Genomic DNA, 26,218 nt, shown 5'->3' with positions numbered 1-26,218 from the left:
GGCCCGGTCATGCCGGCGATTGCTCCCCCGACTTTAGGGAAACCTCGGCGATCCGCTTGATCGCGGCGAGGGTTTTCGGGATGCCGTCGAGGGCTTGCTGGGTACGGTCGGTGATCTGCGCGTGGGCGTCTCCGCCGAACTTCTCCTTGAACATGGCGATCCCGCCCGGCAGGAAGTCCCAAGACTCAGTGAGTTTCGTCCCGGTCTTTGCGGCCGCGAAGCTGAAGCCCCAGCGGACGAAGCTGCCGCCCACCACCCAGGCGAACTCGTGACCGCGCTCTGCCGTCACCACCTCAGACCGGGTCTGCCAGGTCCGGTGCGGGAGCTCGTTGCGCCCGGTGAACCAGGCGCCCACCCGACCGGCCTCGGCTTCGTCGTCCCACCAGCACGATGTACAGACCGGGCTCCATTCGCCGGTGCGGGTGATGTCGGAGAGTAGGTCGTAGAGAAACGTGGCCGACGCCTCGACGATGACCGACTCCTGGTGGCTGAGGATGCGTGTCTCACTCATGCATTTACCCTAACGAACGGAGTCACTTCTTCTGCCGCCGACTGCCGCCGTGCCAGTCCTCCTGCTTTCCGGCCGTGTCCGTGTCGACTCCGAACGCGGCCAGCTGTGGCTGCTCGCGCAAGCTGCGTTTGAGCTCGGCAAAACCCGGGAAGCGTGCCAGAGCGACCACGTGGTCCCACAACTCGGCCGCCGAGTCCTCGTGGGGCAGCCGGCTGATCACCGGCCCGAAGAAGGCAACACCGGCGGGCGGCTCGAAGTGGATGATGGGCGTGCCCACGTCTTTTCCTGTCAGCGAGAGCGCCTCGTCTGTCTCCTGCTGGATCTCCAGGTCCCATGATTCGTCATCGAGAGCTTCCGCCAGCTCGAGCGGCAGGCCCGCCTCGGCGAGGATCGGCTCCACGAACTTACGCGTCCCGCGGAGCTCACGTACCTCGCCCTCGGTCCGCTGGTCGTCATAGCCGGGGGCAGTGTCGAAGATGTGGGTCCCGAACGCGGCGTACAGCGGCGCTACCGCCTCGCGTCCGTGCTCCGCTCGCGTCCGAGCGGCTACCCGCAGGAGCCGAAGCCCCGCGGTGTGTCCAGCCTCGTACTCGGGAGGAAAGTGCGCGTCGTAGTCGACCCGGGCATTAATCAGGCGCAGCGAGATGAACCGCCAGTCCACGGTGTAGTCGCGCTGCTTTTGCACCTGTCGCACCCACTTGCTGGTCATCCAGGCAAACGGGCAAACCGGGTCGAAGTAGAAGTTGATGTCGGCGTCCATGCGACCACCCTAGGACAGTGCCGCACACACGACCGAGATCGACCTGTCGAGGTGGGCACGACGGGCGCCCTCTCACTCGATCGGTGCTTGCGCTGGATCAGGACGGTGGTGAGCTGTTGCGTGGACATCGAGCACCTGCGCACCCTGCTGAGAATCACCCGTTGGGCGCTGGGGGCGGATCCTGGGGCTGCACACTGGCCCTCATTTACGCCGAGCGCTATCCTCAGCACATGCGTACCCTGGTCTCCGTCACGATGACAGAGTCCTCGTTTTACCGAACCGCTATTTCCGGTTACAGTTCGCACGCATCGTGGCGGGCTATTTCTCACACGAGGCTTGGCTCGAAGAGGACCAGCTGCTGCGGAATGCCGACCTTCTCGCCAAATTCCTTGGCGTGCGTTTCAGAAGCACTAGAGAGATAGGAGAGGAATCATGCCTGCCCAGGAGGACTACCCGCACAATATCGATGCCACCTTCACGGCGACAGTCACCACCGAGCGCAACAGCGGCTGGACCTGCGTTGTCATGCCTGAGTCGGGAATTTTTTTCGGCACCAGAAAGCCTGTGAAAGTTGCCGGCACGATCGACGGGCATCCTTTTCACGCGACACTGCTCCCGATGGGCGATGGAACGCACATGGTTCCGCTCAAGGCAGCCCTGCGCAAAACAATCGGCAAAGTGATCGGCGATGAAGCTGAAGTTCACCTCGATCAACGATTCAGCTGACCGCGATATCGGTCGAAATCCAGTCGTCGGCCGCCCGTCATCTGTCGGACTGGTTGACGCCTGTGCCATGTCGACAAAAGTGCGGCCAGACCGCATGCTGCTGGGAGACCACCCCGTGGTCGATAAACTTTGGGTATGTCAGACCAGCACTTCGAGCAGGATGAAACCCTGCGCCTGCCGACCATCCAGTTTCGCGTCGTTCTCGATCTGGGCCCCCGGCTCGCCGCGGCCGTCACCCTACCGGCGGAGCTGGCGCACCCCGACCTGTTCGCCGACCGCGACGATGAGGGCGGGGCGCTCAACCTGTCGATCGACTTCGACAGTGGCCAGCTGCACGTGCTGCTCGACGAGGCCGGACCCAGCTTTCACTACCACGGCACAAGCGATCCGTTCGAGAGCCCGTGGCCAGCCGATCAGACCGAAAAATTGCTCGAGTGGGCGCTCATCCTGGTGCAGGAGATCGACGCCCTCGATGAACTGCTCGACTCGATCTTTGAGGCCGCCGAGTGGTTCGAGCAGGGGTTTACACTCTACGTTCCCGAGACTGAACCGACCCAGCTCGAACTGATTGAAGTCGGAATCATCGGCGAGCTGCTGACGCTGCCGTGGCTCGGTTCTGGGCGCGTCGACCACGAGCATGTCGAGGGGGATAACCACCCGATCGCCCTGCTCTGGAACATGAACAACGACGACCCCGACACGCCGATCGCCCGAGCCTGGCTCGACCTGGAGTCCGGCGAGCCGCGAACGGCCGCCGAGCCGGGGGTGGACTGGAACGCCGTAGCCATGAGTGAAGACGAGGTTCTGGAGTGGCTCGTCGGTATCTACACGAACCACCACGTGGCCCCGACACCCGAGGCGCAGATCATGCGGGCGGCGCTGGAGCGCATTGGCGGCATCCGCTGAGCCGACATTAATGTTGTGTGGCTGGTCATTTTCGACTCGGCGCACTGTTGGTCGGGTTGATGGCGGGCATCCGTGTCACGCGCAGCCGCGCGTCGCTAGCGAAAGCGTGGCGCCCGGGCCAGCGCGGCGAGCAAGCGTTCCAGGGGGCCCTTGCCGAGAAAATAACGCCACAGGCTGGCGCCGATGAAGGTGATTAGCAGCATCCCGATCAGCAGCGGCCAGCCGGGATAGTCGATTTCGGTGCTGCCGGCGATAACGGCCAGGGCGAGAATCTGCAGGGTGTAGACGGTCAGTGCCATCTGGCCCGTCGCCCCGACCGGCCAGAGGATCACGCGCAGCGCACGCCCCACAGACCGCCGCCGAACAGCGGTGAGCCAGAGCAACGCTCCAATGAGTGCCACCGCGACCCCGCCGGAGCCGATCACCTCGGCGATCGATCCGGAATGGGCCGCGGCGTTGACCCCGGGGAGCACGATGGCCGCGCCGTAGCCGGCGACCACCGCTGCTGTTCCGGCACCGACGAGGGCTACTTGGGTTTTCGCACTGCCCAGATCGGAGCGCGCGATCATGAGCCCGGCCAGCAGAAAAGGCATCCAGATGAGCACCGGGTAGGTGCCATTGAGAAAGAAATAGTCGACCAGGTAGGCGAGCGGCGGCCGGGCGGCATCCACTTCGCCCTGGGCGGCGCCCAGCAACGGTGCGCCGAAGAGAAAGACGACGCCGACCAAGGCGATCAGCCACCGCTGTAGAAAAAGCATTGGAATCAGCAGCAGAAACATGAGGGCGTAGAAGTGCAGAATGACGGCAACGCCGCTCTGCAAGCTGGCCAACACGATGCCAAGCAGAAACAGGACGAGCGCGCGCACCACGATGCCGGTCACACGCTTGGAACGCTGGCCGCGCGCGAGCGGATGCTGTGACCCGGTCATGATACCGAGCGATACCCCGGCCAGGGTCGCGAACAAAATCGAGGATCGCCCGTCGGCGAGCAGCTCGGCGTCACTTAGGCGCGGGATGGCATGCGCCACGAACATGCCGATGATCGCCAGGCCCCTGGCGATGTCGATGGCGACGACCCGTTCGTTCGCGTCGGCCCTGTTGTGCATGAAAACAGGCTACGGGTTCATCCGGGCAGGTTCGCGCTGAGGTTGCCCGAGACCGCGGGTCCTCGCGGCACGCTTTCCGGTTCGCGGCGTCCCTTGGTAGGGGTGCTGCGAGCGCTAACGAGTGCCGTGAGCACGAACGCGTGCCGCGAGCCGATACCGGGAAGGGTAGACGGCGAGCGGGTGGGGGGCCGCCTGATTCTGACAACACCCAGCGAGAAAGCGGGTCGCCCGCAGACCGGCCTGCGGCAAATGGTAACGTCGCTAGGTCTAGCAACTGGTTTGACGGTCGACGCCCTTCTGCAAGGAACCTCCATATGCCCCATCGCATGAATCTTTCCAAGAACCTCCCACGCACATTGACGGGGCTGTCAAGCGAGATACTGCAGGATCTGCAACAACTCGCCCGCACCCCGTCTCTGCTCGTGGCCTGCAACTACGGAGGCACGCTGTCCCATCACGTTGCCTCGAGCGTGCCGTCCGTGCTGTTGGCCGAGTCTGCGACCGCCCTGCGCGCCCTCGCCGCCCTGCCCAATACCCATACGGCCGTCATGTCGGGGCGCCCGCTGCGCGACCTGGCCGCGGATTCCCGGCTGCCGCGGGAGGTACACCTGGTCGGGTCGAACGGAGCCGAATTCGACTCGGAATTTTTTGACGCCCCCGAGCCCTCCGATGAGTCCCAGGATTCCGGCATCGCGCTCGACCGGCTGCGCACCCGTCTCGGCGTCAGCGCAGCGTTCTTCGCCGGCGATGCCGCAAGCGACGAAATGGCCATGAACACCTTGCACGGCCCCGACCTCGGCATTCGCATCGGCGACGACGAATCCGTCGCCGCTCACCGCATCAGCGGCCCCGAAAAGCTCGCCCAGATTCTGGCCCTGCTGTTCGAGCTGCGCAAGGACTGGCTGTTCGGTCAGCACGTCGTCGCCATTGAACGCCACTCCATGATCGGTGACGGCACCTCGACCGCCCTCGTGACGCCGGAGGCGCGCATCTGTTGGATGACGCATCCGCTGCCCGATTCCGGCTCGTTGTTCGCGAGTATCCTCGGCAGCGAAGAAGCCGGACACTTCTCGATCGAACCGGTCAAGAAGAGCCGCGTGCTGGGCCAGCGCTACGTCGACAACACCATGATCGTTGAAACCCGCTGGGCCGACGTCACCGTCACCGATTACATCGAGCCGTCCCCACTCGGCATCACCAACCTCGTACGCAAGCTGACCGGCACGGGGCTTGCCCGCATCGTGTTCGCGCCGCGGCCCGACTACGCCGTCGCATTCTTCAACATGCACGCGACCGACGGTCTGGTGACCATCACCGGCACTGCCGACCCGATCGTGCTCTCGGCGGCCGGCGTCGAGTTCACGGTCACGAGTGACGGCCGCAACGAAACGGCCACCGCCGTCGTCGACCTCTCGCAGGGCGCGATCATGCTCAACCTGCGCTGCGGCGACACCGAGCCGTACACAGCGGATGCCTCCGGCGAAGCGGCGCGGCGCGGCGCGGTCATGAACGACTCGCGTGCCTGGGTCAATTCATTGTCACTGCCGAGCGTGAAGCCCTCGCTCGTCGGCCGCTCAGCCCTCGTACTGCGCGCCCTCTGCTACGAACCGACCGGAGCGGTACTCGCCGCTTCCACGACATCGTTGCCCGAGGGAATCGGCGGCACGCGCAACTGGGACTACCGCTACTGCTGGCTGCGCGACGGCTCGATGACGGTCAAGGCGCTCGTCGACCTCGGTTCGACCGACGAGGCTGATGGATTTCTGCGCTGGCTGGCCGGGGTCGTGGATGACAGTCCCGGCGCGCAGTGGCTGCATCCGCTCTACTCGGTCACCGGATCGTCGCTGTCTACCGAAGCAAGCCTCGAGTCGCTGCCCGGCTATGCCGGCTCCCGCCCGGTACGCATCGGGAACGCCGCCGACAATCAGGTGCAGATCGACGTGTTCGGGCCGGTCGCCGAACTTATCGACACCTTGAGTGCCCGGCAGGGAACCCTCTCGGACTTTCAGTGGCACCTGCTCACCGAGATGGTCGACGCCGTCACGAGCCGCTGGCACGAACCCGACCACGGCATCTGGGAGGCCCGGCGCTCGCCGCGGCACCACACCTACACGAAGACGATGTGCTGGGTGACCGTGGACCGGGCCATCCGTACCGCGGTGCGGCACGGACGCGACGTGGGAACGGGCTGGATCGAACTTGCCGCCACCATTCGCGAGGAGGTATTGCGCGAAGGCTGGAGTGAGGAAGCCCAGTCGTACACCGTGGCCTACGACAGCCCCGACCTCGACGCTGCCGTGCTGCACATCGGACTGTCGGGCCTGCTCGACGTGACCGACGAGCGCTTCCAGCTGACCGTGAGTGCGGTGGAGCGCGAACTGCGCGTGGGCCCGACGGTGTTCCGCTACCGCTACGACGACGGTCTGCCCGGCCTCGAGGGTGGCTTTCACATTTGCACGACCTGGCTGATCGAGGCTTATGTGCTCACCGGGCGTATCGACGAGGCTGAGGCACTGTTCAATCAGCTCATCTCCCTGGTCGGTCCGACCGGATTGCTGTCCGAGGAATTCGACCCGGCCACCGAAACCCACCTCGGCAACCACCCACAGGCCTACTCGCACCTCGGTTTCATCCGGTGCGCGCAGCTGCTCGACGAGTACCGCAGGCGCTAAGAGTGTGCGGCTGACTCGCGAAGGGGCATCTTTTTTCGCGAGTCAGCCGTGAAACGGTCCGTTATCTCGGACACGTGTCCGAAAAGTGTTAGTATCATGTAATGACTTCGTTGACTGACCCGCGCCTGCAGGCGATTCAGGTGCAGTCAGATGTTCAGCTTGAGTCGAAGCTCACCCACGATCCGCGGGCGGAGCGCACCAGGCAGCTCATTCTCACGGCGATTCGTGCTCTGAACGCCCAGCCGGGGGCATCAGTCTCGGTCGCCGAGATCGTGCGCCTGGCCGGGATCAGCCGTAGCTCGTTCTATGCGCATTTTGCGAGCCTCGACGTGCTTGCCGCTGAGCTGCTGCAGGCACAGTTCGCCGACATCGGCTCGGCGGGGCTGGACCTGCCGCGGCCGAGGACCGGTGAAAATGCCTCACGCCTCGGCTATGCCCGCCTCGTCGCGCACATGGTGGAAAACTTTCCCCTGTACGCGAGCGTGCTGGAGTTGCCGCTCACCCGCAGCGCGCACGACCAGATCATCGAGGCCTACGCCACCCGCATGCTGCAGTCGGTGCTCGTCTTTGACGATGCGGTAAACGCCAAGTTGGTCACCACTTACGTTGCCGGCGGCGCGCTCACCCTGATTGGTGCGTGGATGCGCGGTCACCTCGACGTCTCTGACGACGAACTCGTCGACCAGCTCGTAGCGCTGCTGCCGGGTTGGCTGCTCGAACCTGAAATCTTAAGCGCAACGCCTGTTCGCGTTGCATCACCCACACAAAACTGAAGGCACATTCTATGAAGATCGAAATCGGCGAAACCCTGGTCTATCCGCACCACGGAGCGGTCACCATTACGGCCCTCGCGACCCGCAACATCAAGGGCGTCGAGAAGCAGTTCATGACCCTCAACGTGCACACGAGCGCGCTGACCATTCAGCTGCCGGTCGACAACGTCGAGCTCGTCGGCGTGCGCGACGTCATCGACGCCGCGGGTGTCAGCGCTGTGTATGAAATTCTGCAGAACGCCTTCACCGAGGAGCCGGGCAACTGGTCACGCCGTTATAAGGCCAACCAGGAGAAAATGGCCAGCGGCAGCGTGTACCGGGTCAGCGAGGTCGTGCGCGACCTGTGGCGTCGCGACCAGGACAAGGGCGTCTCTGCCGGCGAAAAGCGGATGCTCGAAAAGGCCCGTCAGATTCTCGTCTCCGAACTCGCTCTGGCCCAGGGCCTGACCGACCAGGAAGCCGGCGACCTGCTGCTCATCGAAATTCAGAACTACGTCGTCAGTGATGAGCCGGTTGAAATAACCGTTTAGTCGGATTGACCGAACACCCTCGTTCGCCTTGCGAGCGAGGGTGTTCGTGTGTGGGCACTCCAGGGCTAGCGGAGCTTGGGACCAGCGGGGCGCAGAGCAGCGTGGTCAGTGCGGTGAGCGGGCCGACCGCGGTCGAGACTCCCCAGCCGATGCACGCGGCCAGCGCAAACAGGGCGGGTCGGGAGACAGCGTTCCGCGCTCGGGTCTGGAGCAAACGAAACGACGCGGCAGAGGGTCCGGGCGTCCTGGAAATCGTCAGGGGCGCGGGCCGGCGTTGGCTTTGCGGATGCGACGGCCGTCGGTGACGGTCTGCATCTCTTTCAGGGCGGCTTTCTGGCTCTTCCTGGTGCCGCGAGGGGGTAGCTGAATGTTCTGCTCGGCGGCGATGCCCGCCTGCAGCTGGCGGCCACGCTCGAGTTCGGCGTCGAACTCCGCACCAAATAACAAGGCAAGGTTGGTCAGCCACAGCCAGAGCAGAAAGATGACGATTCCAGCGAGCGAACCGTAGGTCTTGGCGTAGTTCGAGAACGTCGCGACGTAGAACCCGAATCCCAGGGACGCGACGACGATCGCAACGAGGGCGACCAGTGCTCCGAGGCTCAGCCAGCGAAATTTCGGCTGGCGCACGTTTGGGGTGAAGTAGTACAGCACCGCGATCAGCAACACGACGGTGGCCGCAAGCACCGGCCACTTGGCAATGGACCAGACCAGCTGCACGGTCTGGCCGAGGCCGAGGGCGGCGCCGACGGCATCCGTGATGGGGCCGGAAATGGCCACAGTCAACACGGCTACGAGCAGCAGGGCGATGCTGATGACGGTGACGAGCAACTGCGTGGGCTTGAGCGTGAGAAATGACCGGCCCTCGTCGATCTCGTAGATGCGGTTCATGGCGCGGCTGAAGGCTCCGACATAACCGGATGCCGACCAGATCGCGACCGCGATCCCCGCCACCAGTGCAAACCCGGCGGACGGCGCGGTGCTGAACTGTTCGATCGGCCCCGAAATGACGTCGAGGGCGTCGCCGGGGGCGACCGAGGCGAGAATCGTCAGCAGGGTGTCGGCGGACTGCCGCCCCTGACCGAACACGCCGAGCAGCGAAACCAGGGCGATGAGCATGGGAAACAGCGACAGCACGGCGTAGTAGGTGAGCGACGCCGCGATGTCGGTGCACTGGTCGGTGCTGAATTCGCTGAGCGTGCGTTTGAAGACGTATTTCCAGGAGGACTTCGTGACCTTGGCCGGCGTGTCCGGCTTGCGGTCGTCATCGGGGGCAGGGGCGCCGGTGAGTTTCTGGCTTTGGCCCGTGTCTGCCATAAAAGTCTCCTGCTCGGTTCGAGTGAAGCCGCAGGTCGCGGTCGGTCGGGCGATGGCGACCTGCGGACAGAAAAATCTACTGCGTTCTGACTAGATCTCAGGGTATGTCGCGTGCTCGGAGTCAGCAGATCTCGAACTATTTTTTGAAGACATCCTTGATGTCTTCGCCGACCTTCTTGGCGCTCGCCGCGGTCTGGTCGGCACGTCCTTCGGCGACCTTGGAGTCGTCGTTGGTGGCCTTGCCCACGGCCTCAGTGGCCTTGCCCTTGAGGTCCTGCGCGGCGTTTTTGATCTTGTCGGATGCACTCATGGTGTTCTCTCTTTCGCGAGGTGTTTCTGGGGGAGTGTTCGGCGCGGAAGCGCTGAACGTCAGTCGGGGGTGAATGTCGGTGAGAGGCATCTTCAAGGATTTAGGGAACGCGCGTGGTGCGACCGGTACGCACCCGGAAGCCTCCGCTGATCTGCAGCAGGGCGGGGATGCGTTGGCCGAGGAGTTCATCGAGGGCAAGCAGGGCCTGTTCGACGACGTGCACGACGTCGGTCGGGGAGGTACCTCGTCGACAGGTCACCGAGACCTTGAGTACGGCGTCGCGGGACACCCGGTAGGTCGAGACGCGGGTCGATAAGAACTCGGGGTGCTCGCCGAGTGCGTTGTGCAGCGCTTGCTCGGCAACCGTCGAATCAACCTGTGTGGTGCCCCAGTCCGAGGTCTGTTCACTGATGAGGTGGCCGGAGTGGCCGCGGCCCTGCCGCAGAATGAAGCTGAGCAATAGGCCAACCACGGCCAGCAACAGGGTGAGGACGATGATCCAGATCCAGCTATTTCGCGTGTTGCCGAGCGGCGTAGATTGGAGCCAGCCGGCGACCGTGCCGCCAACCCTCTCAGCAACCGTGGTCCATGCATCCCGCAGTGTGACTTGCGTTGCGAGCAGGCCGAGCAGAGTGGCCACGGCTAGCAGCGAGAGCCCGGTCACCAGGATGACGCTGCGGTTGAGCGCGCGGTTGGTGTTGTTCACGTTCCGACCTTTCCGCCATGGGCCACGACGACCCGGGTCTGCAGTGTCGGTCGCAGGTGCAGGCCATCGAGCTGGTCGCGTACGGCGTGCTGCACCGAGTCGCGCTGCACCGGTTGCCCCGATGTCGGCACGAGGTGCACCGTGGCAAGTCGACGGGAAATACTGACCCGGGTGTCGTCGGGGTTGATGCCGCCCACGCGAGCGGCGCGCCCGGCCAAAGCGGACGCGATCACCTCGTCATCGACGACGGTCACCGTTCGCTCCGAATCGATCAGATGCCGCGCTCTTCGCCCGGGCGTGACCGCGACGACCAACAGGACGACGGCGACAAGGGCGCAGGCGAGCGCAATGGTGATGAGTAGCGAAGCCGGCATAGTCGAAACGGATGCAACGCCGGCTGCCAGTTCGGCCGGGGTCGCCAGCAGGGCCGGTTGGTTGGTCATGAGCAGCATAATCTCGGTGCCGACCCAAGCGCAGAGCAAAATGACGACACCCGCCACGGTGATGGCCGCCGCTGACCGAGGCGAATGCAGTTCACGCCGGCTGATGCGCGTGTAAATTGGCGTCATCGGTTCTGAAGACCGATCGGCCGGTGCCGAGTTCATTGCACCCTGCGTTCTTGTTGCACGTCAACGCCGGTCAGTCGCACGGTGACACGGCCGACATCGGCGCCGGTGAGTTCTCCGACGCGATGAAGAATTTCGGCTTGCGACCGAGCCGACCGGGCCAGAATTGTTCCGCCAGTGCGCGCGATGACGGCTGGGTCGCGGGTGATGCGGGAGAGGGCGACGACGCGGATGGTGGTGCTGATCGTGAGCGCGAGCCGGCCGTGGTCGTCGCCGAGCTCCACGCGGACTTCACCGGAGGGAACGCCGAGCGATTCCGCAGTGACCATCGAAACGACCTGGCGGAGCGCCCGGGGCACGATGCGGGTGCGGCCGCGGGGCGGGGGAGGCGTCACGGTCGTGGGCGGAGTACCGTCGTTCGGTGCGTCGTGTACCGCTCCGCCGAGAAACCACTCGTTTGTGGTATCGGTCGCCACGCTCACGATGATGACCGCTTTCCCTGAAACGCTCCGATCAGTGAGCCGAGGTCGAGACGACCGTCAACCACGCGGCCGATCAGGGCGCCGACCAGCATGGACAGGGCAACAAACAGAAACGCCCAGAAACCCAGAATCACCCAGGTCAGGGCGAGAATCGCACCGACCATCATTCCCGTTCGGGATGCGTTAGTCACCGCAGTGCGGCTTTACTCGGCTCAGCATCGGCATCGTCGCTGGGCAGGTGAATATCGATGATCGTCACGTTGACCTCGGTGACTTCGAGGCCGACGAGGTCTTCAATGGCGCGAATAACGCTCGAGCGGATATCGTCGGCCACCTGCTGCAGCTGTACCGGGTACTCGGCGACGATTGTCACGTCGACCGCCACCTGCGTTTCTCCCACCTCGACCGAGATGCCCTGGCTCACGTCGGTACTGTTCATTGCTTCACGAATGGCTCCGAGGGCGCGGGCCGCGCCGCCGCCGAGCGCGTGCACGCCGGAGACTTCGCGGGCGGCGATGCCGGCCACCTTGGCCACGACGCCGTCGTTAATGACGGTCTTGCCGGTTCCGGTGGCGGACTCACCGGTCAGCGGTAGGCTGATCGGGGCGCGGCTACGCGGGGTCTTGCTCGTCGATGCGGGGCCGTTGCTGTCGATGAGGTCCATGGAAAAAGCTCCTTCGTATAGGGCCGTCTGGTCTAGCCAGAACAAATTGTTACCTGTAAGACGAAACATGTGGCGTATTCGTCACACAAAGATGAGAAATATTCTGGACTAGTTTGCCTAAGGAGGGGAGGTGCCCGGCAGAGTGCGTGAGCAGGTCGCGTCGCCGCTCGATGCGGCTGCCGACCAAGTGCTCGCCGACCGCGCTGCCGATGGCGACCTGCGTGCCTTCGAGGTTCTCGTTCGTCGGTACGGCCCGCTCATGCGGGTTTACGCGACCCGGGTTCTCGGTTCAAATGACGAAACCGACGACGTGGTGCAGGAATCGTTCATCACGGCCTGGCAGCAGCTCGGCACTCTCGAAGACGGCAAGGCTGTCAAGAGTTGGCTGATGCGCATCGTTGGCCGTAAGAGCATCGATCGGCTCCGCGCTCGACGCCCGCATGTCAATATCGACGACACGGATGCCCCGGCGCCCGAGAGTCATGCCCCACACGTCCTCGCTGAGGTGGAGTCCGAGACCGAAGCGCTCGCGCGAGTGCTCGCGGGTCTTCCCGTGGATCAACGGCGCTGCTGGACCCTGCGCGAACTCGCCGAGTACAGCTACGGTGACATTGCCGTCGAGCTGAACCTGCCGCTTTCCACCGTGCGCGGACTGCTGGCCCGCGCTCGCAAGACCCTGCTGCGACAGATGGAGGATTGGCGATGACCGAACGGACACCGGCGAACCGGCGCTTTTTCGCATTCGACCTCGACAGTACCGAAGGGGAACAGGCTGGCCTGAACGGTTACACCATCGAGCAACTCAGCGACTACCTTGATCGCAACCGGATGCCCGCCGACCCAGGCATCGACGATTCGCCCGACTGTGAGATCGCCCTGCGCGGTCTCGAACGACTGCGTCGAGCGCAGCGGTCATTGCTTGAGCAAGACCTCGAACGTGAATCCCGGCGCGACGACAGCTGGGTGTCGTCCATTCTCAACAACATTACGCTGGAGGCCCATGCCGGCCGGGAGATTCCGCTGGCCCACCCGTCTCCGATCGCGCGCCTCGTCGTGACGGAGGGCGCCGTGCGTGGCATGCTGCGGGAAACCGGCGATCGCATGCAGAACGTGTTCGTCGGCCGGTGCGTGCTGGTCGGCGACGTCAGCGTGCCTGGCGCACCGATCTCCATCCGGGTCGATGTAACTGTATTCCCCGGTGAGAATATACCGCGGCTGGCCGATCAGCTACGAGACGCGATGTATGCCACTTTGAGTAAATATACGGAGCTGGTCGTGGTGGCCATCGATATCACCGTGAGTGACCTGCATTCGCTGCCCGATGCATCCGCTCACGAACAGGAAAAATGATGACCACGGACGTTTCTTCTTTCGACCAGCTGGACGCATTGGTGCGCCGGGTGCCCGGTGTCGCCGCGCTGTATCCGGCCGGGTCGATGGTGGCCACCGTAGTCACCGCCACCCTCGATGCGGTGGCCCATCGAGCGCCCGCAGCGCCCCTCGTGCACATTGAACAGCGGGCTGACGGCGTTCGAGTCACGGCCAGGATCGGCATCGGTGCAACAAAGTCTTCGGGTGACGTGAGCGGTCGGGTGCACGACGTGATCGCCGCGCACCTCGAGCAGGGAGGTAACCCGCCGGTCGTGCAGATCGTCGTGATCGTGGCCAGCGTGTGGCTGAACGTCTAGCCGATCACGGATAGTCGCGCTGCTCGGCAGGGCAGGGCAGGGCACTTGGCGCGAGTAGCAACGCTAGACGCCGACCGCCATTTTCACGCCGAGGGCGATCATGACCACGGCGATGAAGGCGTCGAGCACTCGCCAGGAGCTGCGCTTTGCGAATAAGGGCCGGAGCATCCGTGCACCGAAACCGAGCGCGAAGAACCAGACGAAGCTCGCCGTGATTGCTCCTGCGCCCCACCACCAGCGCTCGTTCGTCCCCTGCTGGTTCGCCACCGATCCGAGAAAAATCAGGGTGTCGAGATAGACGTGCGGGTTGAGCCAGGTGAGCGCGATGGTCGTCGCGACGGCGGCCCGGGTGCTGACCGTTGTAGTCGCGGCCGCTACGAGCACGCCGGGGCGGAAGGCGCGCACTGCGGCGAACGCACCGTAGGTGAGCAGAAAGCCGGCGCCGAGCACCTGCACGATGACCAGAACGACCGGGGCGGCTCGAATAAGAGCACCGATTCCCACGATGCCGGCCAGAATGAGCACGGCGTCGGAGACCGAACAGATCAGCACCGCAACGAGCACGGTGCGGTTCCGCCCCGCAATACCGAGCCGCAGGATAAACGCGTTCTGGGCGCCGATCGCGATGATGAGCGCGAGTCCGGTACCAAAACCGAACAGGGTGGGCAGAATCGTGTCGGCGAGGTTCATGTCGTGGACAGTTTAGGGGCGCGCTATTCGGGGGCGACGCCGTTGTAGAAATGCTCGAACACCATGCTGGTACGGGTTGACGCGACCGCGGGATTGGCTGAAAGGTTGTCCAGCACGAAATCGCGCACATCGTCGGTGTCCCGGGCCGACAGGTGAATGATGAAGTCCTCGGACCCGCCGAGAAAATACAGCTGCACGACGCGCGGCATCACCCGGATCGAATCGCGAAAGGCCGGGATGTGCGTGCGGGCGCCTGCGCGAATGCTCACACTGATCAGCGCCTGCAGGCCGAGTCCGATCGCTTTCGGGTCGACCATGGCCGTGAAGCGCGTGACGATTCCGCGGCTGACCAGCGAGCGCACCCGGGAGACACACGTGGATTCGGCGATACCAGCCGCGCTGGCCAGCCGACTGTTGGTAGTGCGGGAGTCCGCCTGCAGCGCCGCGACCAGGATGCGATCGACCTCGTCGAGGGTTTCGACCACCCGAATCCTCTTCGTTTCCGTCATCTCGCATCTCCTGACAACCGCATATTTAGTGGAATATTCTTGAAGTCTGGCAGATTCTACGGATTTTACCTAGCCGAAACGAATCAATAGCAGTCTTACCTCAGTCGCAGCCGATATGTTCGGCGCTGGCAACCCGAAACGGAGCAGACATGTTGGTCGGCATTCCCACCGAGATCAAGAATAATGAGAACCGCGTGGCGATCACTCCGGCCGGTGTTCACGAACTCACTCGGCGCGGCCACGAGGTCGTCATCGAGAAGGGTGCCGGGCTGGGCTCCAGCATCACCGACGATGCTTTTCGGCTAGCCGGGGCGTCCATTGTCGACACCGCCGCCGAAGTCTGGGCCAGGGCCGACCTGCTCCTGAAGGTCAAAGAGCCCATTATCACCGAATACCCGTTGATGCGCCCGGGGCAGGTGCTGTTCACCTATCTGCACCTCGCGGCATCCGCTGAATGCACTGAGGCTCTGATGAAGTCCGGCACAACCGCGATCGCCTATGAGACCGTGCAACTTGCCGACCGCAGCCTGCCGCTGCTCTCGCCGATGAGCGAGGTCGCTGGCCGCCTCTCGGTGCAGGTCGGTGCCTACCACCTGATGAGCGCCAACGGCGGCAGTGGAATTCTGCTCGGCGGTGTTCCCGGAACCCCCAAGGCCAAGGTCGTCGTGATCGGCGGCGGCGTGGCCGGCGAGCACGCCGCTGCTAACGCGCTGGGCATGGGCGCCGACGTGACCATCATCGATCTGTCGCTGGCTCGCCTGCGCCAACTCGAAGCCCGTTTCAACGGCGAGATCCAGACGCGCGCGTCGACCCAATACGAGATTGCCGAGCAGGTGCGGGAGGCTGACCTTGTTATCGGCTCTGTGCTCATTCCGGGTGCGCAGGCTCCCAAACTCGTCACCGACGCCATGGTTGCTGCGATGAAGCCCGGCTCCGTGCTCGTAGACATCGCGATCGACCAAGGCGGATGCTTCGAGGGATCGCACGCCACCACGCACGACAACCCCACCTTCTTGGTGCATGACAGCGTCTATTACTGCGTTGCCAACATGCCCGGCGCAGTGCCGGCCACGTCGACGCGCGCACTGACCAACGCCACCCTGCCCTACGTCGTCGCGCTGGCGCAGAAGGGGTGGAAGCAGGCCATCGCCGAAGACTCCGCTCTCGCCCAAGGCCTCAACGTGCACAACGGCCGCATCACCAACGCGCACGTCGCGTCTGCCTTCCACGCCGCCGTGTTGGCGGTATCCGACGCGATCGCCTGAGCCGGCCCCCAAGCGGTATCTGTCCAGCTGGCGCCGGCGGGTCAGGACGTCGCGACGATAACCCCGTGCAGTGCATCGCGCAGGCGAAGCAGGTCGTCCAGCGGCAGGTTGAGCGCTTCGACGACCCGCGGCGGGATGGTTTCAGCCACCGCCCGCAGGTCATGTCCGCGGTCGGTCAGCGTGATATCGAGCGTTCGTTCGTCGGCCTCCCGGCGTTGCCGCCGCACGTAGCCGGTGGCTTCGAGCCGCTTGAGCAGGGGGGAGAGAGTCGCCGGCTCGAGGCGGAGAGTCTGGCCGAGGCCCTTGAGTGTGCGCGGGCTCTCGTCCCACAGAGCGAGCATGACCAGATACTGCGGGTGCGTAAGCCCGAGTGGCTCCAGAATGGGCCGATAGAGGGCTATGACGTTGCGCGAGGCGATGGCCAGGGCGAAGCAGACCTGGTTGTCGAGGGCAAGGGGGTTGTCGAGGGCGAGGGGGTTGTCAAGCGTTGACGATGTCATGGGTGTCCCCTTTTCGGCCCGTTGTCCTTTATGTCTTTAGTTAGTACACTAACAGTTATGATACACGGCAAGATACCCTTTTCGTTCGGCACAGGACCCGGCGGCTTCACTGCCTGGCTGAACGGTCGCCTGTTTCCCATTCTCGGACCGCCGCCGGTTGGTTTGAGCGGGTCCGATCTGCTCCGCGCACAGCCTGCGCCCGTGCGTGTCTGTCCGGTCTGCGCCCAGCCAATGGACCAGCACGACATCGACCGCAGTGGCGAGCGTACCCAGCTCCACTGTCCGGTAGCCCTGCCCTAGCCAGCCGCCTCGCGCGGATGCCGGGCGCAGACGTCCGCCAGGCACCAGTTATCTGCCCCGGGTGAGTCTGGGCGCCAATCACGGGAGATCAATGTCCACGACGGCAGACCGCGCTGACCTCAACACGTCACAGCTCGACCTCGCGATCGCCGAGTTGGCTGCAGGAAGCGTGCAGTGGGGGGTGACCCCGCTCGCAGCGCGTAGCGATCTGCTGGCGCGCACCGCAGTATCCGTTTCTGACGAGGCCGAGCGGTGGGTGGCTGCTGCGGCTCGTGCCAAAGGTCTAGATTCCTCGTCGCTGCTGATCGGCGAAGAATGGCTGACCGGACCGTACGGGGTGCTCACCACGTTGAATGCGCTCGGCCGCACTCTGCGGGCGCTCGCTTCCGGGCGCAGCCCGCTCGCCGGCCAGAGATTGGAGCGCGCGCCGGGCGGTCGCGTCACGGTTTCCGTATTGCCCCTAATGCGTGGGATGGGCTGCTGCTCCACGGATTCAGTGCCCGGGCCTGGCTGCGGCCGGGCGTCACTGTGCGGCGGGCCCGTGTATCGGCCGGCTTGGGCCAGCTCGCTCCGACAGCGACCGGCGGGGTCGGTCTCGTGCTCGGTGCCGGCAACATCAGCTCGATCGCCCCGCTCGATGTGCTGTACGAGCTCGTGGCGCACAATCGGGTCTCAATACTCAAACTCAACCCCACCTTCGACGGACTACTGCCGATCTATCGGGCGGCTCTCGCCCCGCTCATCGCGCAGGGCCTGCTGCGCATCGTCACCGGCGGCGCCGACGTGGGTCACTACCTGGCCCACCACGTGGACATCAGCCATGTGCACATCACCGGTAGCGCGACCACCCACGACGCCATCGTGTTCGGTGGGTCCAAGACTCCCCGTCTCGGTAAACCGATCAGCAGCGAACTCGGCGGAGTATCTCCGATCATCGTGCTGCCCGGCCGGTGGAGCCCCAAGGACCTGCGATACCAGGCCGAACACGTGGCCACCATGCGGCTGCATAACGGCGGCTACAACTGCATCGCCGGGCAGGTGCTCGTGCTGAGCGCCGCCTGGCCGCAGAAGCACGCATTTCTCGCCGCGGTCGCCGCTGCCCTCGCTGCCGCGCCGACACGACCGGCCTGGTACCCCGGCAGCGACGAGCGGATGCGAGCGGCCCGCGTTGCCTACCCGGCCGCGCAGCCGATTCCCGGCGGGCGCCTGCTCGTAGATGTGGCGAATTTTGCCGCATCTTCTTCCACAGAAAATATGCTGACAACGGAATACTTTGCACCCGTGCTCGGCGTCGTCGAATTGCCGGGGGATGATCAGGCCTATCTTGACGCCGCCGTTCGGACCGTTAATCGTGATTTTCTCGGCACTCTCGGTGTGACTATTATCGGGTTGCCGAGTACCATTCGGCGGCTTGGCCCGGGGTTTGAACAGGCCGTTACGCGCCTGCAGTATGGAACCATCGCGATCAACGTCTGGACCGGCGTCGGCTTTCTCTCGGCGGCGGCACCGTGGGGCGCTTTCCCAGGGCACACCCTCGATAAGATACAGAGCGGCATCGGAGTGGTCCATAACGCGCTCCTTCTTGATGAGGTGGAGCGCACCGTGGTGCGCGGTCCGTTTCGCCCGTTTCCACGCTCGGTCGCCCACGCCGAGTGGGCGCTGCTACCCAAGCCGCCGTGGTTCGTGTCGGCTAGAAGCGGCGTGCGCACAGCCCGCCTGCTGACCGAATTCGCCGCCCATCCCTCCGCGCGCAAACTGCCTCGCATTCTCGTCGCCGCATTTCACGCCTGATCGCATGTAATAGATTGGCTGCACACCCAATGATGCGAGGATCACGATGACTGGCTGGCGACTGCGCGACTTTCACTCCGACGATCTGGACGGCATTTTGCGTCTGTGGGAAGAGATCAAGGCCTCAGACACAGAGCCGGTCTACGGCCTCTCCGAGGTGCTCGCCTCCTGCCAGAAGGATCACGCCGTCGTAGCGGTGCACGGCGAGGAGGTCGTCGGCGCAGCCGTCGGCCGCGCTGCTCACGCGCAAGGCTGGATCGTTTTTTTGGCAACCGCCGAAAGCTGGCAGAGCCAGGGGATCGGCACGGCCATGCTCGCTGCCCTCGAGAGCCGCATGGCCCCGCACGGCATGACCAAACTGTCAGCGCTCATGCCCGAATCAGAGACGAACGTCGATCCCTTTCTCAATCGCGGGTTCGAGGTGAAGAAGAACCTGCGCTACTTCGAGCGGCACATTCCCGTGCAGCGGGAGGAGCTCAAACTGCTCGGTGAGCTGGGCGGACGCGTACTGCCGCGCGACCTGTGGCAGAAGGTCGGCGGGATGGAGCGTGAGAAGGAACTGCTTGAGCGCCGTTTGGTCATGCCCTTGGCCAAGCCCGAACTCGCTGAGCAGTACGGTGTATCGCCGCCCAAAGCCGTCGTACTGTTCGGCCCTCCGGGCACGGGCAAGACCACCTTCGCCAAGGCGATCGCCTCCCGCCTGGAGTGGTCTTTCGTCGAGGTCTTCCCCTCCCGCCTCGCCACCGACCCGCAGGGCCTCGCTGGCGCGCTGCGGGAAACCTTTTTGAAGATCGCCGAGCTCGAACATGCGGTCGTGTTCATCGACGAGGTCGAGGAGATCGCCGCCCAGCGCTCCGGCGAACCGCCCTCGGCTATGCAGGGCGTGACCAACGAACTGCTCAAGATCATCCCGGCATTTCGCGAACAACCCGGTCGCCTGCTGGTCTGTGCGACGAACTTCATTCGCGCACTCGACTCCGCCTTCCTTCGCCACGGACGCTTCGACTACGTTGTACCGATCGGGCTGCCGGATGTCGCCGCCCGCCAAGCCATCTGGGAACGCTACATTCCCGACGCCGTATCGGGGGAGGTCGATCTCGCGATTCTGGTCGAGCAGAGCGACGGGTTCTCCCCGGCCGACGTCGAATACGCCGCCCATCGGGCCTCCCAGCACGCGCTTGAGAAAGCTCTCTACAAAGCCGGTGCTGGGCCCGCTATCAACGGCCCCAGCACCGAAGATTATGAGGTCGCAATCTCCGAAACCCGCCGAACCGTGTCCGACGAGGTCGCAGCCGAGTTCCTCGAAGACATCGAGCGCCTCGCCCGGCTGTAGGAGCGACTCTGCTTGAGCGAGAGTTTCGGCCAATCGATGGTCGTCTCAGTCGTCGCGCTAGCGCCGACTGCGGTGTAGTGCGACGGCGACGAGTGCTTGCCAGATGACAAAGCCCTCGACGGCGAGTGAGAGCAGACCGAGCGGTTCCAGCCAGTTTCCAATGTCACCCGTGGCCATCGGCATACCCACGGTGCGATTGACGATGAAGCCGATGATGACGGCTGCCGACAGCGTGGCGGCGGCGAGAAAATCAATTCTCGACCCGACAACCAGTACCCGCTCAACGAGGACGGCCGCGACGAGGATGATCCCGATATAGGCGACCGCCAGATACGGAGTTTCGCTGAATTTACCGGGCAGATCAAGGATGTGGATCGCCCCCACGACGGCGAGTGAAAGTCCGACAGTGATGCGGCGCACAAGCAGGCTCTGGTGGATCATGCGCTCGCCCGTGTTCTCCCGGTGCAGCGCGGTGGACTGCACGTATTTCTCAGTTGATTGCGTGGTGGTCGTTGACATAAATACCTCTCCGAGGGGTGTTTCCCTGACCAAATAGTGACAGGTGTTCAGCTTCTCGAGCCGATTCATTGGCAGTGCATAGCGTCCTCCGTGGTTGCTGCCAGAAATAGACCATGATTCTGAGATTCTCACAGGGAGCGCCCATTGGGTCACCCCGGGCTGGCGTTGGCGGCGTAGCGCCGGGCCCTCGTGCGAGACATCGGTTGTCAAAGGAATCCGGCCCGGTTAACATCGCAGGTAAGACGATTCGACATCTGCGCAATTTCTCGATATCCAGGCAAGGAACCGATTTCGTGATCATTGAGGCCCAAGGCCTGACCAAGACCTACCAGTCCAAGAGCGGGCCGGTGCACGCGCTCGCCGGGCTCGACCTGCAGGTTCCCCGTGGCACGGTCAAAGCCCTGCTCGGCCCGAACGGCGCCGGAAAGACAACGGTCGTGAAGATGCTCACGACCCTGATCAGGCCGGATACCGGCACGGCCGTCATCGACGGAATCGACATCATCCGCCACCCGAAATCGGTGCGACGCATTATCGGGGTCTCCGGCCAGTACGCAGCGGTCGACGAGAACCTGACCGGATTCGAGAACCTGGAGATGGTCGGCCGCCTGTACCACCTCGGTGGCGCGGCCGCGCGCAGACGGGCTCAGGAACTCATCGACCTGTTCGAGCTGACCGCCGCTGGCAACCGGCCCGTCAAGGGATTCTCCGGCGGTATGCGGCGGCGCATCGACCTCGCCGGCGCCCTGGTCATCAACCCCAAGATACTCTTTCTCGACGAACCGACGACCGGACTCGACCCGCGCAGCCGCATCGCCCTGTGGGATGTCATCAAGCGTCTCGTCGCCGACGGCACGACCGTGCTGCTGACGACGCAATACCTCGAAGAAGCCGACCAACTCGCCGATGACATCGTCGTGATCGACGACGGCCGAGTCATTGCCGAGGGCACCTCAGATCAGCTCAAAGCCCAGATCGGTGGGCACCGCGTGGTGGTGGCCCTGGTCGATGCCACCGACGTCGGGACTGCCTGCGAGATCCTGGCCCGCCACGGCTCGGGCGAGCCCTCGGTGTCGACCGACGGCCGCGGAGTCGAGGTTGCCGTCACGGACGGCCCGACTGCGCTGCAGAACATGCTCTCCGACCTCCGTGCGGCAGAGGTCAACCTGCACGATGCCGGCATGCGCCGCCCCACCCTCGATGACGTATTCCTCAGGCTGACCGGGCACAAAGCCGATCTCACCGTTACCGACAACGACACGAATGCCAGCGGCCCCAAGCTGTCGAAGCGAGCGCAGGCCAAGCGCGCGCAGAAACGCGCGGCGGATGCGGACGCCTCTGATGTGGAGAAGGTGACATGAGCCCCCGACACTCCGCCGTGAGGCCCGAGCCCGTCACACCCGAGCCCGTCACACTTGAGCCCGTCACACCCGAGCCCGTCACACTTGAGCCGTTACGGTCTGAGCCCGCCGAAAACGAGCCGGCCCGCGAGCGAAATGAATCTCGAGTGGGCACACTGCCCCCGCTTCCTTCCTGGAATCCGCTTTCTCTCTGGTACTCCGACGGCTGGACGGTCACCAAACGCAACCTCATCAAGATCAAGCGTTCGCCCGACATGCTCGTCTTCGCGGTGATCCAGCCGATCATGTTCGTACTGTTGTTCAGCCAGGTGTACGGCGGAGCGATCGCGGTCCAGGGCAGCGACTACACGCAGTTTCTGATGGCGGGCATTTTCGCGCAGACGGTCGTGTTCGGGGCGACGTTCTCCGGCGCGGCCATGGCACTCGATCTCAAGGAAGGCATCATCGACCGCTTTCGGAGCTTGCCGATGAACGCATCCGCTGTACTCATCGGTCGAACGAATGGCGACCTCGCGCTGAACACCATCTCCATGATCATCATGATGGCGACCGGCCTCGCGGTTGGTTGGCGGGTCAACACCTCGGCGCCTGAATTCCTGGCGGGAGTCGGCTTGTTGCTGCTGTTCGGTTACGCCTTCAGCTGGGTGATGGCGCTGCTCGGTATGAGTGTGAAAAGCCCGGAGGTCATCAACAATGCGTCGTTCCTCATCCTCTTCCCGCTGACCTTCGTGTCGAACGCGTTCGTACCGAGCGAGACCCTGCCGACGCCGCTTCGTGTCTTTGCCGAGTGGAACCCGGTGTCGTCGCTCGTACAGGCCGTGCGGCAGCTGTTCGGCAACCTGGGCACCGCGCCGGTGCCTGATATCTGGACCATGCAAAACCCTGTCCTGACCGTACTCATCGGCATCACTGTGATGTTGCTGGTATTCGTGCCGCTGTGTATTCGCAAGTTCGCCTCGATCAGCTCCCGCTGATCGAGTACTGTTCCGACTGAAGGAGTCACTCATGTCCCAGACCGAGCACAACGTCGGAATCGTTGCCGGCTTCAGCGGATTCGCGGTTTCCGACCTCGATGCTGCGCGCACCTTCTACGCCGAAACCCTCGGCCTTGAGGTCAAGGTCGAGGAGATGGGGATGCTGAGCATCGCCCTTCCCGGCGGCGCACCGGTCATCGCCTACCCGAAGCCGGATTTCGTGCCGGCCACCTATACGATTCTCAATTTCGCGGTCGTCAATCTCAATGCGACCGTCGACGAACTCACCGAGCGCGGTGTGGAGTTTTTGCGCTATGACGGTTTCGAGCAAAATGACAAAGGCATCGCGGCCGGCACCGGAGCAGGCCCCGATATTGCCTGGTTCACCGACCCCGCCGGCAATATTTTGTCGGTGCTCCAGAACCCGTAGTTTCTTAGTGCCCGCGGCCTTTGCCCTTGTTGGGGTTCTTGGTCGGCCGGGTTCGGCCGGGGGCGCTCTCGGTTCTCTTGCGCACAGCAGGTTTCGCTTTTGCGGCGGCAACCCGAATGGCCTTCGCAGCGGCCTTCGCTTTATCGGTCTTCTTCGGTTTGCGCGGTGGCTTTTGCGGGCGGCCATCGCTTGAAACCTCGGGCTGCTCTCCAGCTGCGGTCGCGGCGGCGTCGGCCGCAGCGGGCGGGCCGGCATCCGTTCGCGAACTCGCCTTGGAGCGCCCGCGCACGATGCCGATGAACTCTTCGATGTCGTCGGTGGTCTCCCGGGTGATCCAGGCGAGGGCGATCTGGGTGTCGGCCACGTCGGTGACCGGGCGGGAGATGACGTCTTTGCGGCCGTACAGCCGGGCAATCGAGTGCGGCACGATGATGATGCCGACGCCGGCAGCGACCTGCTCCATGGTCTCGTCGAGGTCTCGCATCAACGGCAGGAGCCGACGGCTGCCGTCGCGCACCTCCGCGGCAATGTCGCGCCACTCGGGCACGTCATCGGGGTTCTGCAGCAGGTGTTCGTCGGCCAGATCGGCCAGCAGTACGGTCTCAGACTGCTCGATGACGTGATCCTTCGACGCGACCACGACGGGAATCTCGTTGTACAGGTTGATGACGCTCAGGTTGGTGTCATCGATCGGGAGTCGCACGAGGCTGACTTCGGCCCGACCGTCGTGCAGCACTGAAATCTGCTCAGCGGCCTCGGTGCGAAACACTGTGAGCGGCACGTCGGGGCGACGGTCGCCCCAGATGCGGGTCCATTTGGTGGGGGTGACACCGGCGACGAAGGCGATAGAAAAGCTCACCGGCATCCTTTCTCAAAACTTGCGGCCGCGCATTTACCAGCAGCGTGCGATTTGCCCAAACGAGCGCCCTCTCAGGCTATACGCTTGAACAATGAGTTCCGAAAAGAAGCCCCAGACCATGAAGCCCGCCACGGCGGCCCAGAAACTCGGGATTCTGCTCGACGCGGCACCGGCTGGGTTCCAGACCGAATTTGTCAGCCGCACCGAGTTGGCCGAGCTCATGGCGAACCCGCCCGAATGGTTGGTCGAGTTGCGCGCCAACGGTCCGCACCCGCGCCAGGTTGTCGCCGCCAAGCTTGGCGTCTCCATCTCCGGCCTGGCCCGCAGCGAGATCACCGACCCGCTGAGCACCGCCGAGATCGCCGCCCTGCTCCAGCAGCCGCCGGCCTGGCTCGTGCTGGAACGTTCTACCCAGGCCGGCGTGCGCGCCGACCAGATCGCAGTGAAAGACCGCGACGCCCAGCGCGCGGCCAAGAAGGCGCACGTTGAGCGCCAGGCCGCCCAGGAGCAGGCCAAGCGCGACCGCTAGCAATTTCGTCCCGTGGTTCGATCACGCTGACCGCGCCCGGTCCTGAGCACTCCTAGGCGATCGGTTCAATCGCACTGTCACCGTACTGGGCGCTCAGAAAGTCGACGACGTCGTCGAGTTCGGCCTGAGAGATCGAGTGGGGAAGTCCCTCATAGATGCGCTTGGTGAGCGTGCTGTGGCCGGGCAACCAGGCCTGGGTGCGCTCTACCGCGCTGGCCGGAATGATACCGTCGGCGGTTCCGCGCCCCCAGAACACCGGAACCGGCTGATCCGCCAGTACGGTGTCACCGGGTTGTGAGGCGGTCGCGACGAACCCGGAGAGAGTCACCGCGAAGTTGAACCGATTCGGCGAGGCGCGCAGCAGCTCGAGCGCCATGGCGCCGCCCTGCGAGAATCCGAGCAGACCGATAGACGGATGCTGCTGCGGCAGGGCATCGAGCCAGTCAAGCACCGCGGCGACGGCCGCGTCCACCGTCGCGGTGTCAGGATTGCCCGGGTCACTGATGGGAAACCATGCCCATCCCGCGCCGACCGGCAGGGGCGCGCGCAGCGCCGCGATCACCGGTTCGAGCGGCAAATGTGGAGCGAGCGAAAACAGGTCGCCCTCGTTCGAACCATAGCCGTGCATGATGATCAGCAGCGGTCGATCAGTCTGATCGGCGCCGCTCGTCGACCAGAGTACGGCAGCAGTGTCGATAGGGGTGCTAGTGGTCATGGGGTCCTCCCCGGTACGCGCGACGCGTGGGCGCCGCGCACCCCATACTTTCATTGCTTGGCGCGCTTCTCACACCGAGCAGCGCCGTGCGTGCGCGCGCGGTGGCCACGTAAGACAGAATGGCACTATGAGCGTGCGAACCCCTGACCCAGACCCGGACTGGACGCCGAAGCCCCCCGCGGGCGCCCCGAACACGAATCCGGGTTGGCTGAAAGACGTCGAGCTCGCCGAGATTCGCCGGCGGCTGCCGATTCTCTACATCGAGGCCGTGCCCGTTCGGGTGGATGGCCTCGGCCAGGTCGTGGAGGTGGGCGTGCTGTTGCGCGCCCGACCGACCGGCGAAATGACCCGGACCCTGGTCTCCGGCCGCGTGCTGTACGGCGAAACCCTTAGGGACGCACTGTTTCGTCACCTCGAAAAAGACCTCGGTCCGATGGCTTTTCCGCAGCTGCCGACCAGCCCCGTGCCGTTCACCGTCGCCGAATACTTTCCCATGCCCGGCATCACCGCCTACACGGATGACCGCCAGCACGCCGTCTCGCTGGCCTACGTCGTTCCCGTCAGCGGTACCTGCGACCCCCGGCAGGACGCGCTCGAGATCACCTGGATGACGCCGGCCGAGGCCGCATCCCCGGGCGTATCAGCCGAAATGGAAGGTGGCCGCGGCACCCTGCTGCGCGCAGCCCTCGCCTCGGTCGGCCAGCTGTACTGACGCGCTCAGCGTGTCAC

32 protein-coding genes are annotated in these 26,218 nt (G+C 64.3%); 16 read left to right on the top strand and 16 right to left on the bottom strand.

What is annotated here, in order from left to right; genetic code table 11:
- Positions 1-7: 7 nt before the first annotated feature.
- The gene (locus CXY74_RS11525) at positions 8-511 is read right to left on the bottom strand and encodes an SRPBCC family protein (protein ID WP_104200540.1); all 504 of its coding nucleotides are present in this window, start codon (positions 509-511) and stop codon (positions 8-10) included.
- Between the two features lie 22 nt (positions 512-533).
- Positions 534-1,271 (bottom strand): hypothetical protein, encoded by a 738-nt coding sequence (locus CXY74_RS11520; RefSeq protein ID WP_104200539.1) that lies wholly within the window; start codon positions 1,269-1,271, stop codon positions 534-536.
- Positions 1,272-1,703: 432 nt separating this feature from the next.
- On the opposite strand from CXY74_RS11520, the gene CXY74_RS11515 reads away from it, so the two are divergent.
- Together CXY74_RS11515 and CXY74_RS11510 are read left to right on the top strand one after the other, a co-directional pair.
- Positions 1,704-1,997 carry a DUF1905 domain-containing protein gene (locus CXY74_RS11515; protein ID WP_104200538.1) on the top strand — a complete coding sequence of 98 codons (294 nt, stop codon included), beginning with the start codon at positions 1,704-1,706 and terminating at the stop codon, positions 1,995-1,997.
- 135 nt (positions 1,998-2,132) lie between these two features.
- Complete coding sequence (locus CXY74_RS11510; protein WP_104200537.1) at positions 2,133-2,903, top strand: hypothetical protein; 771 nt, start codon at positions 2,133-2,135, stop codon at positions 2,901-2,903.
- 95 nt (positions 2,904-2,998) lie between these two features.
- Here CXY74_RS11510 and CXY74_RS11505 read toward each other — a convergent pair whose 3' ends face one another.
- The gene (locus CXY74_RS11505) at positions 2,999-4,009 is read right to left on the bottom strand and encodes a heparan-alpha-glucosaminide N-acetyltransferase domain-containing protein (protein WP_104200536.1); all 1,011 of its coding nucleotides are present in this window, start codon (positions 4,007-4,009) and stop codon (positions 2,999-3,001) included.
- Between the two features lie 314 nt (positions 4,010-4,323).
- Between CXY74_RS11505 and CXY74_RS11500 the strand changes: the two genes are divergently transcribed.
- The 3 genes from CXY74_RS11500 (at position 4,324) to CXY74_RS11490 (ending at position 7,984) form a co-directional block, all read left to right on the top strand.
- Positions 4,324-6,681 carry a trehalase-like domain-containing protein gene (locus CXY74_RS11500; RefSeq protein ID WP_104200535.1) on the top strand — a complete coding sequence of 786 codons (2,358 nt, stop codon included), beginning with the start codon at positions 4,324-4,326 and terminating at the stop codon, positions 6,679-6,681.
- A gap of 101 nt (positions 6,682-6,782) precedes the next feature.
- Positions 6,783-7,454, top strand: coding sequence for a TetR/AcrR family transcriptional regulator (locus tag CXY74_RS11495; protein WP_104200534.1), 672 nt, complete (start codon positions 6,783-6,785; stop codon positions 7,452-7,454).
- An 11-nt stretch (positions 7,455-7,465) separates the two neighbouring features.
- Positions 7,466-7,984 carry a CarD family transcriptional regulator gene (locus CXY74_RS11490; RefSeq protein WP_104126853.1) on the top strand — a complete coding sequence of 173 codons (519 nt, stop codon included), beginning with the start codon at positions 7,466-7,468 and terminating at the stop codon, positions 7,982-7,984.
- A 255-nt stretch (positions 7,985-8,239) separates the two neighbouring features.
- On the opposite strand, the gene CXY74_RS11485 is transcribed toward CXY74_RS11490, so the two are convergent.
- The 7 genes from CXY74_RS11485 to CXY74_RS11455 form a co-directional block, all read right to left on the bottom strand.
- Positions 8,240-9,298, bottom strand: a complete 1,059-nt coding sequence (locus CXY74_RS11485) for a YihY/virulence factor BrkB family protein (protein WP_104200533.1) — start codon at positions 9,296-9,298, stop codon at positions 8,240-8,242.
- 136 nt (positions 9,299-9,434) lie between these two features.
- The gene (locus CXY74_RS11480) at positions 9,435-9,608 is read right to left on the bottom strand and encodes a CsbD family protein (protein WP_104200532.1); all 174 of its coding nucleotides are present in this window, start codon (positions 9,606-9,608) and stop codon (positions 9,435-9,437) included.
- A gap of 100 nt (positions 9,609-9,708) precedes the next feature.
- Positions 9,709-10,314, bottom strand: coding sequence for a hypothetical protein (locus CXY74_RS11475; RefSeq protein WP_104200531.1), 606 nt, complete (start codon positions 10,312-10,314; stop codon positions 9,709-9,711).
- Positions 10,311-10,883: a DUF6286 domain-containing protein gene (locus CXY74_RS11470; RefSeq protein ID WP_146070126.1), complete on the bottom strand. Its 573-nt coding sequence runs from the start codon at positions 10,881-10,883 to the stop codon at positions 10,311-10,313. Before CXY74_RS11470 ends, CXY74_RS11475 begins: the two co-directional genes overlap by 4 nt.
- Before the next feature lie 32 nt (positions 10,884-10,915).
- On the bottom strand, positions 10,916-11,356 hold the full coding sequence (locus CXY74_RS11465) for a hypothetical protein (protein WP_104200529.1): 441 nt from the start codon (positions 11,354-11,356) through the stop codon (positions 10,916-10,918).
- Between the two features lie 2 nt (positions 11,357-11,358).
- Entirely contained in the window at positions 11,359-11,553 is a 195-nt protein-coding gene (locus CXY74_RS11460; protein WP_233193350.1) for a DUF2273 domain-containing protein, read from the bottom strand.
- Entirely contained in the window at positions 11,550-12,026 is a 477-nt protein-coding gene (locus CXY74_RS11455; RefSeq protein ID WP_104200527.1) for an Asp23/Gls24 family envelope stress response protein, read from the bottom strand. The genes CXY74_RS11460 and CXY74_RS11455 overlap by 4 nt, the downstream gene beginning before the upstream one ends.
- A 130-nt stretch (positions 12,027-12,156) precedes the next feature.
- On the opposite strand from CXY74_RS11455, the gene CXY74_RS11450 reads away from it, so the two are divergent.
- Genes CXY74_RS11450 through CXY74_RS11440 form a run of 3 tightly spaced genes read left to right on the top strand, consistent with a single transcriptional unit; the run spans position 12,157 to position 13,714 of the window.
- Entirely contained in the window at positions 12,157-12,732 is a 576-nt protein-coding gene (locus tag CXY74_RS11450; protein ID WP_233193349.1) for an RNA polymerase sigma factor, read from the top strand.
- Complete coding sequence (locus tag CXY74_RS11445) at positions 12,729-13,376, top strand: Asp23/Gls24 family envelope stress response protein (RefSeq protein ID WP_104200525.1); 648 nt, start codon at positions 12,729-12,731, stop codon at positions 13,374-13,376. The genes CXY74_RS11450 and CXY74_RS11445 overlap by 4 nt, the downstream gene beginning before the upstream one ends.
- The gene (locus tag CXY74_RS11440; protein WP_104200524.1) at positions 13,376-13,714 is read left to right on the top strand and encodes a hypothetical protein; all 339 of its coding nucleotides are present in this window, start codon (positions 13,376-13,378) and stop codon (positions 13,712-13,714) included. Before CXY74_RS11445 ends, CXY74_RS11440 begins: the two co-directional genes overlap by 1 nt.
- A 63-nt stretch (positions 13,715-13,777) precedes the next feature.
- Here CXY74_RS11440 and CXY74_RS11435 read toward each other — a convergent pair whose 3' ends face one another.
- Both CXY74_RS11435 and CXY74_RS11430 read right to left on the bottom strand, forming a co-directional pair.
- On the bottom strand, positions 13,778-14,404 hold the full coding sequence (locus CXY74_RS11435; RefSeq protein WP_104200523.1) for a LysE/ArgO family amino acid transporter: 627 nt from the start codon (positions 14,402-14,404) through the stop codon (positions 13,778-13,780).
- Positions 14,405-14,427: 23 nt separating this feature from the next.
- A complete protein-coding gene (locus CXY74_RS11430; RefSeq protein WP_104200522.1) occupies positions 14,428-14,913 on the bottom strand; it encodes an Lrp/AsnC family transcriptional regulator in 486 nt (161 codons plus the stop codon).
- Between the two features lie 149 nt (positions 14,914-15,062).
- On the opposite strand from CXY74_RS11430, the gene ald reads away from it, so the two are divergent.
- Positions 15,063-16,178 carry an alanine dehydrogenase gene (gene ald / locus CXY74_RS11425; protein ID WP_104200521.1) on the top strand — a complete coding sequence of 372 codons (1,116 nt, stop codon included), beginning with the start codon at positions 15,063-15,065 and terminating at the stop codon, positions 16,176-16,178.
- Positions 16,179-16,219: 41 nt separating this feature from the next.
- On the opposite strand, the gene CXY74_RS11420 is transcribed toward ald, so the two are convergent.
- Positions 16,220-16,678, bottom strand: coding sequence for a MarR family winged helix-turn-helix transcriptional regulator (locus CXY74_RS11420; RefSeq protein WP_104200520.1), 459 nt, complete (start codon positions 16,676-16,678; stop codon positions 16,220-16,222).
- A gap of 828 nt (positions 16,679-17,506) precedes the next feature.
- On the opposite strand from CXY74_RS11420, the gene CXY74_RS11410 reads away from it, so the two are divergent.
- Entirely contained in the window at positions 17,507-18,769 is a 1,263-nt protein-coding gene (locus tag CXY74_RS11410; RefSeq protein ID WP_233193348.1) for an aldehyde dehydrogenase family protein, read from the top strand.
- Between the two features lie 46 nt (positions 18,770-18,815).
- Positions 18,816-20,102, top strand: coding sequence for an ATP-binding protein (locus CXY74_RS11405; RefSeq protein WP_104200518.1), 1,287 nt, complete (start codon positions 18,816-18,818; stop codon positions 20,100-20,102).
- A gap of 57 nt (positions 20,103-20,159) precedes the next feature.
- Here the strand turns inward: CXY74_RS11405 and CXY74_RS11400 are convergent, their stop codons facing one another.
- Positions 20,160-20,621 (bottom strand): hypothetical protein, encoded by a 462-nt coding sequence (locus tag CXY74_RS11400; protein WP_104200517.1) that lies wholly within the window; start codon positions 20,619-20,621, stop codon positions 20,160-20,162.
- 293 nt (positions 20,622-20,914) lie between these two features.
- Between CXY74_RS11400 and CXY74_RS11395 the strand changes: the two genes are divergently transcribed.
- The 3 genes from CXY74_RS11395 to CXY74_RS11385 all read left to right on the top strand — a co-directional run bounded on the left by CXY74_RS11395 (position 20,915) and on the right by CXY74_RS11385 (position 23,386).
- Positions 20,915-21,982 (top strand): ATP-binding cassette domain-containing protein, encoded by a 1,068-nt coding sequence (locus CXY74_RS11395; protein ID WP_199183213.1) that lies wholly within the window; start codon positions 20,915-20,917, stop codon positions 21,980-21,982.
- A gap of 146 nt (positions 21,983-22,128) precedes the next feature.
- Positions 22,129-22,956 (top strand): ABC transporter permease, encoded by an 828-nt coding sequence (locus CXY74_RS11390; protein WP_199183212.1) that lies wholly within the window; start codon positions 22,129-22,131, stop codon positions 22,954-22,956.
- 31 nt (positions 22,957-22,987) lie between these two features.
- A complete protein-coding gene (locus tag CXY74_RS11385; RefSeq protein ID WP_104200515.1) occupies positions 22,988-23,386 on the top strand; it encodes a VOC family protein in 399 nt (132 codons plus the stop codon).
- Between the two features lie 4 nt (positions 23,387-23,390).
- On the opposite strand, the gene CXY74_RS11380 is transcribed toward CXY74_RS11385, so the two are convergent.
- Entirely contained in the window at positions 23,391-24,251 is an 861-nt protein-coding gene (locus tag CXY74_RS11380; RefSeq protein ID WP_104200514.1) for a LysR substrate-binding domain-containing protein, read from the bottom strand.
- 85 nt (positions 24,252-24,336) lie between these two features.
- Here CXY74_RS11380 and CXY74_RS11375 point away from each other — a divergent pair, with 85 nt between their 5' ends.
- Positions 24,337-24,774 carry a DUF5997 family protein gene (locus CXY74_RS11375; protein WP_104126833.1) on the top strand — a complete coding sequence of 146 codons (438 nt, stop codon included), beginning with the start codon at positions 24,337-24,339 and terminating at the stop codon, positions 24,772-24,774.
- Positions 24,775-24,826: 52 nt separating this feature from the next.
- On the opposite strand, the gene CXY74_RS11370 is transcribed toward CXY74_RS11375, so the two are convergent.
- Positions 24,827-25,489 (bottom strand): alpha/beta hydrolase, encoded by a 663-nt coding sequence (locus CXY74_RS11370; RefSeq protein WP_104200513.1) that lies wholly within the window; start codon positions 25,487-25,489, stop codon positions 24,827-24,829.
- A gap of 127 nt (positions 25,490-25,616) precedes the next feature.
- On the opposite strand from CXY74_RS11370, the gene CXY74_RS11365 reads away from it, so the two are divergent.
- Entirely contained in the window at positions 25,617-26,201 is a 585-nt protein-coding gene (locus CXY74_RS11365) for an NUDIX hydrolase family protein (RefSeq protein WP_104193455.1), read from the top strand.
- The last annotated feature ends 17 nt before the right edge of the window (positions 26,202-26,218 follow it).

It is taken from the genome of Cryobacterium sp. Y29 (genome assembly GCF_002929825.1).
In the GTDB taxonomy this organism is placed as follows: Bacteria; Actinomycetota; Actinomycetes; order Actinomycetales; family Microbacteriaceae; genus Cryobacterium.
Note: the sequence above shows the minus strand (reverse complement) of the source record. Positions and strands in the feature narration are given on the sequence as shown.

Bases quoted from the DNA above. Each gene is read 5' to 3' on its own strand.
- CXY74_RS11470 (WP_146070126.1), bottom strand. From the start codon at position 10,883: ATGACGCCAATTTACACGCGCATCAGCCGGCGTGAACTGCATTCGCCT.
- CXY74_RS11495 (WP_104200534.1), top strand. From the start codon at position 6,783: ATGACTTCGTTGACTGACCCGCGCCTGCAGGCGATTCAGGTGCAGTCA.
- CXY74_RS11505 (WP_104200536.1), bottom strand. From the start codon at position 4,009: ATGCACAACAGGGCCGACGCGAACGAACGGGTCGTCGCCATCGACATC.
- CXY74_RS11365 (WP_104193455.1), top strand. From the start codon at position 25,617: ATGAGCGTGCGAACCCCTGACCCAGACCCGGACTGGACGCCGAAGCCC.
- CXY74_RS11485 (WP_104200533.1), bottom strand. From the start codon at position 9,298: ATGGCAGACACGGGCCAAAGCCAGAAACTCACCGGCGCCCCTGCCCCC.
- CXY74_RS11500 (WP_104200535.1), top strand. From the start codon at position 4,324: ATGCCCCATCGCATGAATCTTTCCAAGAACCTCCCACGCACATTGACG.
- ald (WP_104200521.1), top strand. From the start codon at position 15,063: ATGTTGGTCGGCATTCCCACCGAGATCAAGAATAATGAGAACCGCGTG.
- CXY74_RS11480 (WP_104200532.1), bottom strand. From the start codon at position 9,608: ATGAGTGCATCCGACAAGATCAAAAACGCCGCGCAGGACCTCAAGGGC.
- CXY74_RS11510 (WP_104200537.1), top strand. From the start codon at position 2,133: ATGTCAGACCAGCACTTCGAGCAGGATGAAACCCTGCGCCTGCCGACC.
- CXY74_RS11385 (WP_104200515.1), top strand. From the start codon at position 22,988: ATGTCCCAGACCGAGCACAACGTCGGAATCGTTGCCGGCTTCAGCGGA.
- CXY74_RS11370 (WP_104200513.1), bottom strand. From the start codon at position 25,489: ATGACCACTAGCACCCCTATCGACACTGCTGCCGTACTCTGGTCGACG.
- CXY74_RS11435 (WP_104200523.1), bottom strand. From the start codon at position 14,404: ATGAACCTCGCCGACACGATTCTGCCCACCCTGTTCGGTTTTGGTACC.
- CXY74_RS11420 (WP_104200520.1), bottom strand. From the start codon at position 16,678: ATGACATCGTCAACGCTTGACAACCCCCTCGCCCTCGACAACCCCCTT.
- CXY74_RS11375 (WP_104126833.1), top strand. From the start codon at position 24,337: ATGAGTTCCGAAAAGAAGCCCCAGACCATGAAGCCCGCCACGGCGGCC.
- CXY74_RS11380 (WP_104200514.1), bottom strand. From the start codon at position 24,251: ATGCCGGTGAGCTTTTCTATCGCCTTCGTCGCCGGTGTCACCCCCACC.
- CXY74_RS11525 (WP_104200540.1), bottom strand. From the start codon at position 511: ATGAGTGAGACACGCATCCTCAGCCACCAGGAGTCGGTCATCGTCGAG.
- CXY74_RS11515 (WP_104200538.1), top strand. From the start codon at position 1,704: ATGCCTGCCCAGGAGGACTACCCGCACAATATCGATGCCACCTTCACG.
- CXY74_RS11405 (WP_104200518.1), top strand. From the start codon at position 18,816: ATGACTGGCTGGCGACTGCGCGACTTTCACTCCGACGATCTGGACGGC.
- CXY74_RS11490 (WP_104126853.1), top strand. From the start codon at position 7,466: ATGAAGATCGAAATCGGCGAAACCCTGGTCTATCCGCACCACGGAGCG.
- CXY74_RS11440 (WP_104200524.1), top strand. From the start codon at position 13,376: ATGACCACGGACGTTTCTTCTTTCGACCAGCTGGACGCATTGGTGCGC.
- CXY74_RS11520 (WP_104200539.1), bottom strand. From the start codon at position 1,271: ATGGACGCCGACATCAACTTCTACTTCGACCCGGTTTGCCCGTTTGCC.
- CXY74_RS11455 (WP_104200527.1), bottom strand. From the start codon at position 12,026: ATGGACCTCATCGACAGCAACGGCCCCGCATCGACGAGCAAGACCCCG.
- CXY74_RS11430 (WP_104200522.1), bottom strand. From the start codon at position 14,913: ATGACGGAAACGAAGAGGATTCGGGTGGTCGAAACCCTCGACGAGGTC.
- CXY74_RS11400 (WP_104200517.1), bottom strand. From the start codon at position 20,621: ATGTCAACGACCACCACGCAATCAACTGAGAAATACGTGCAGTCCACC.
- CXY74_RS11445 (WP_104200525.1), top strand. From the start codon at position 12,729: ATGACCGAACGGACACCGGCGAACCGGCGCTTTTTCGCATTCGACCTC.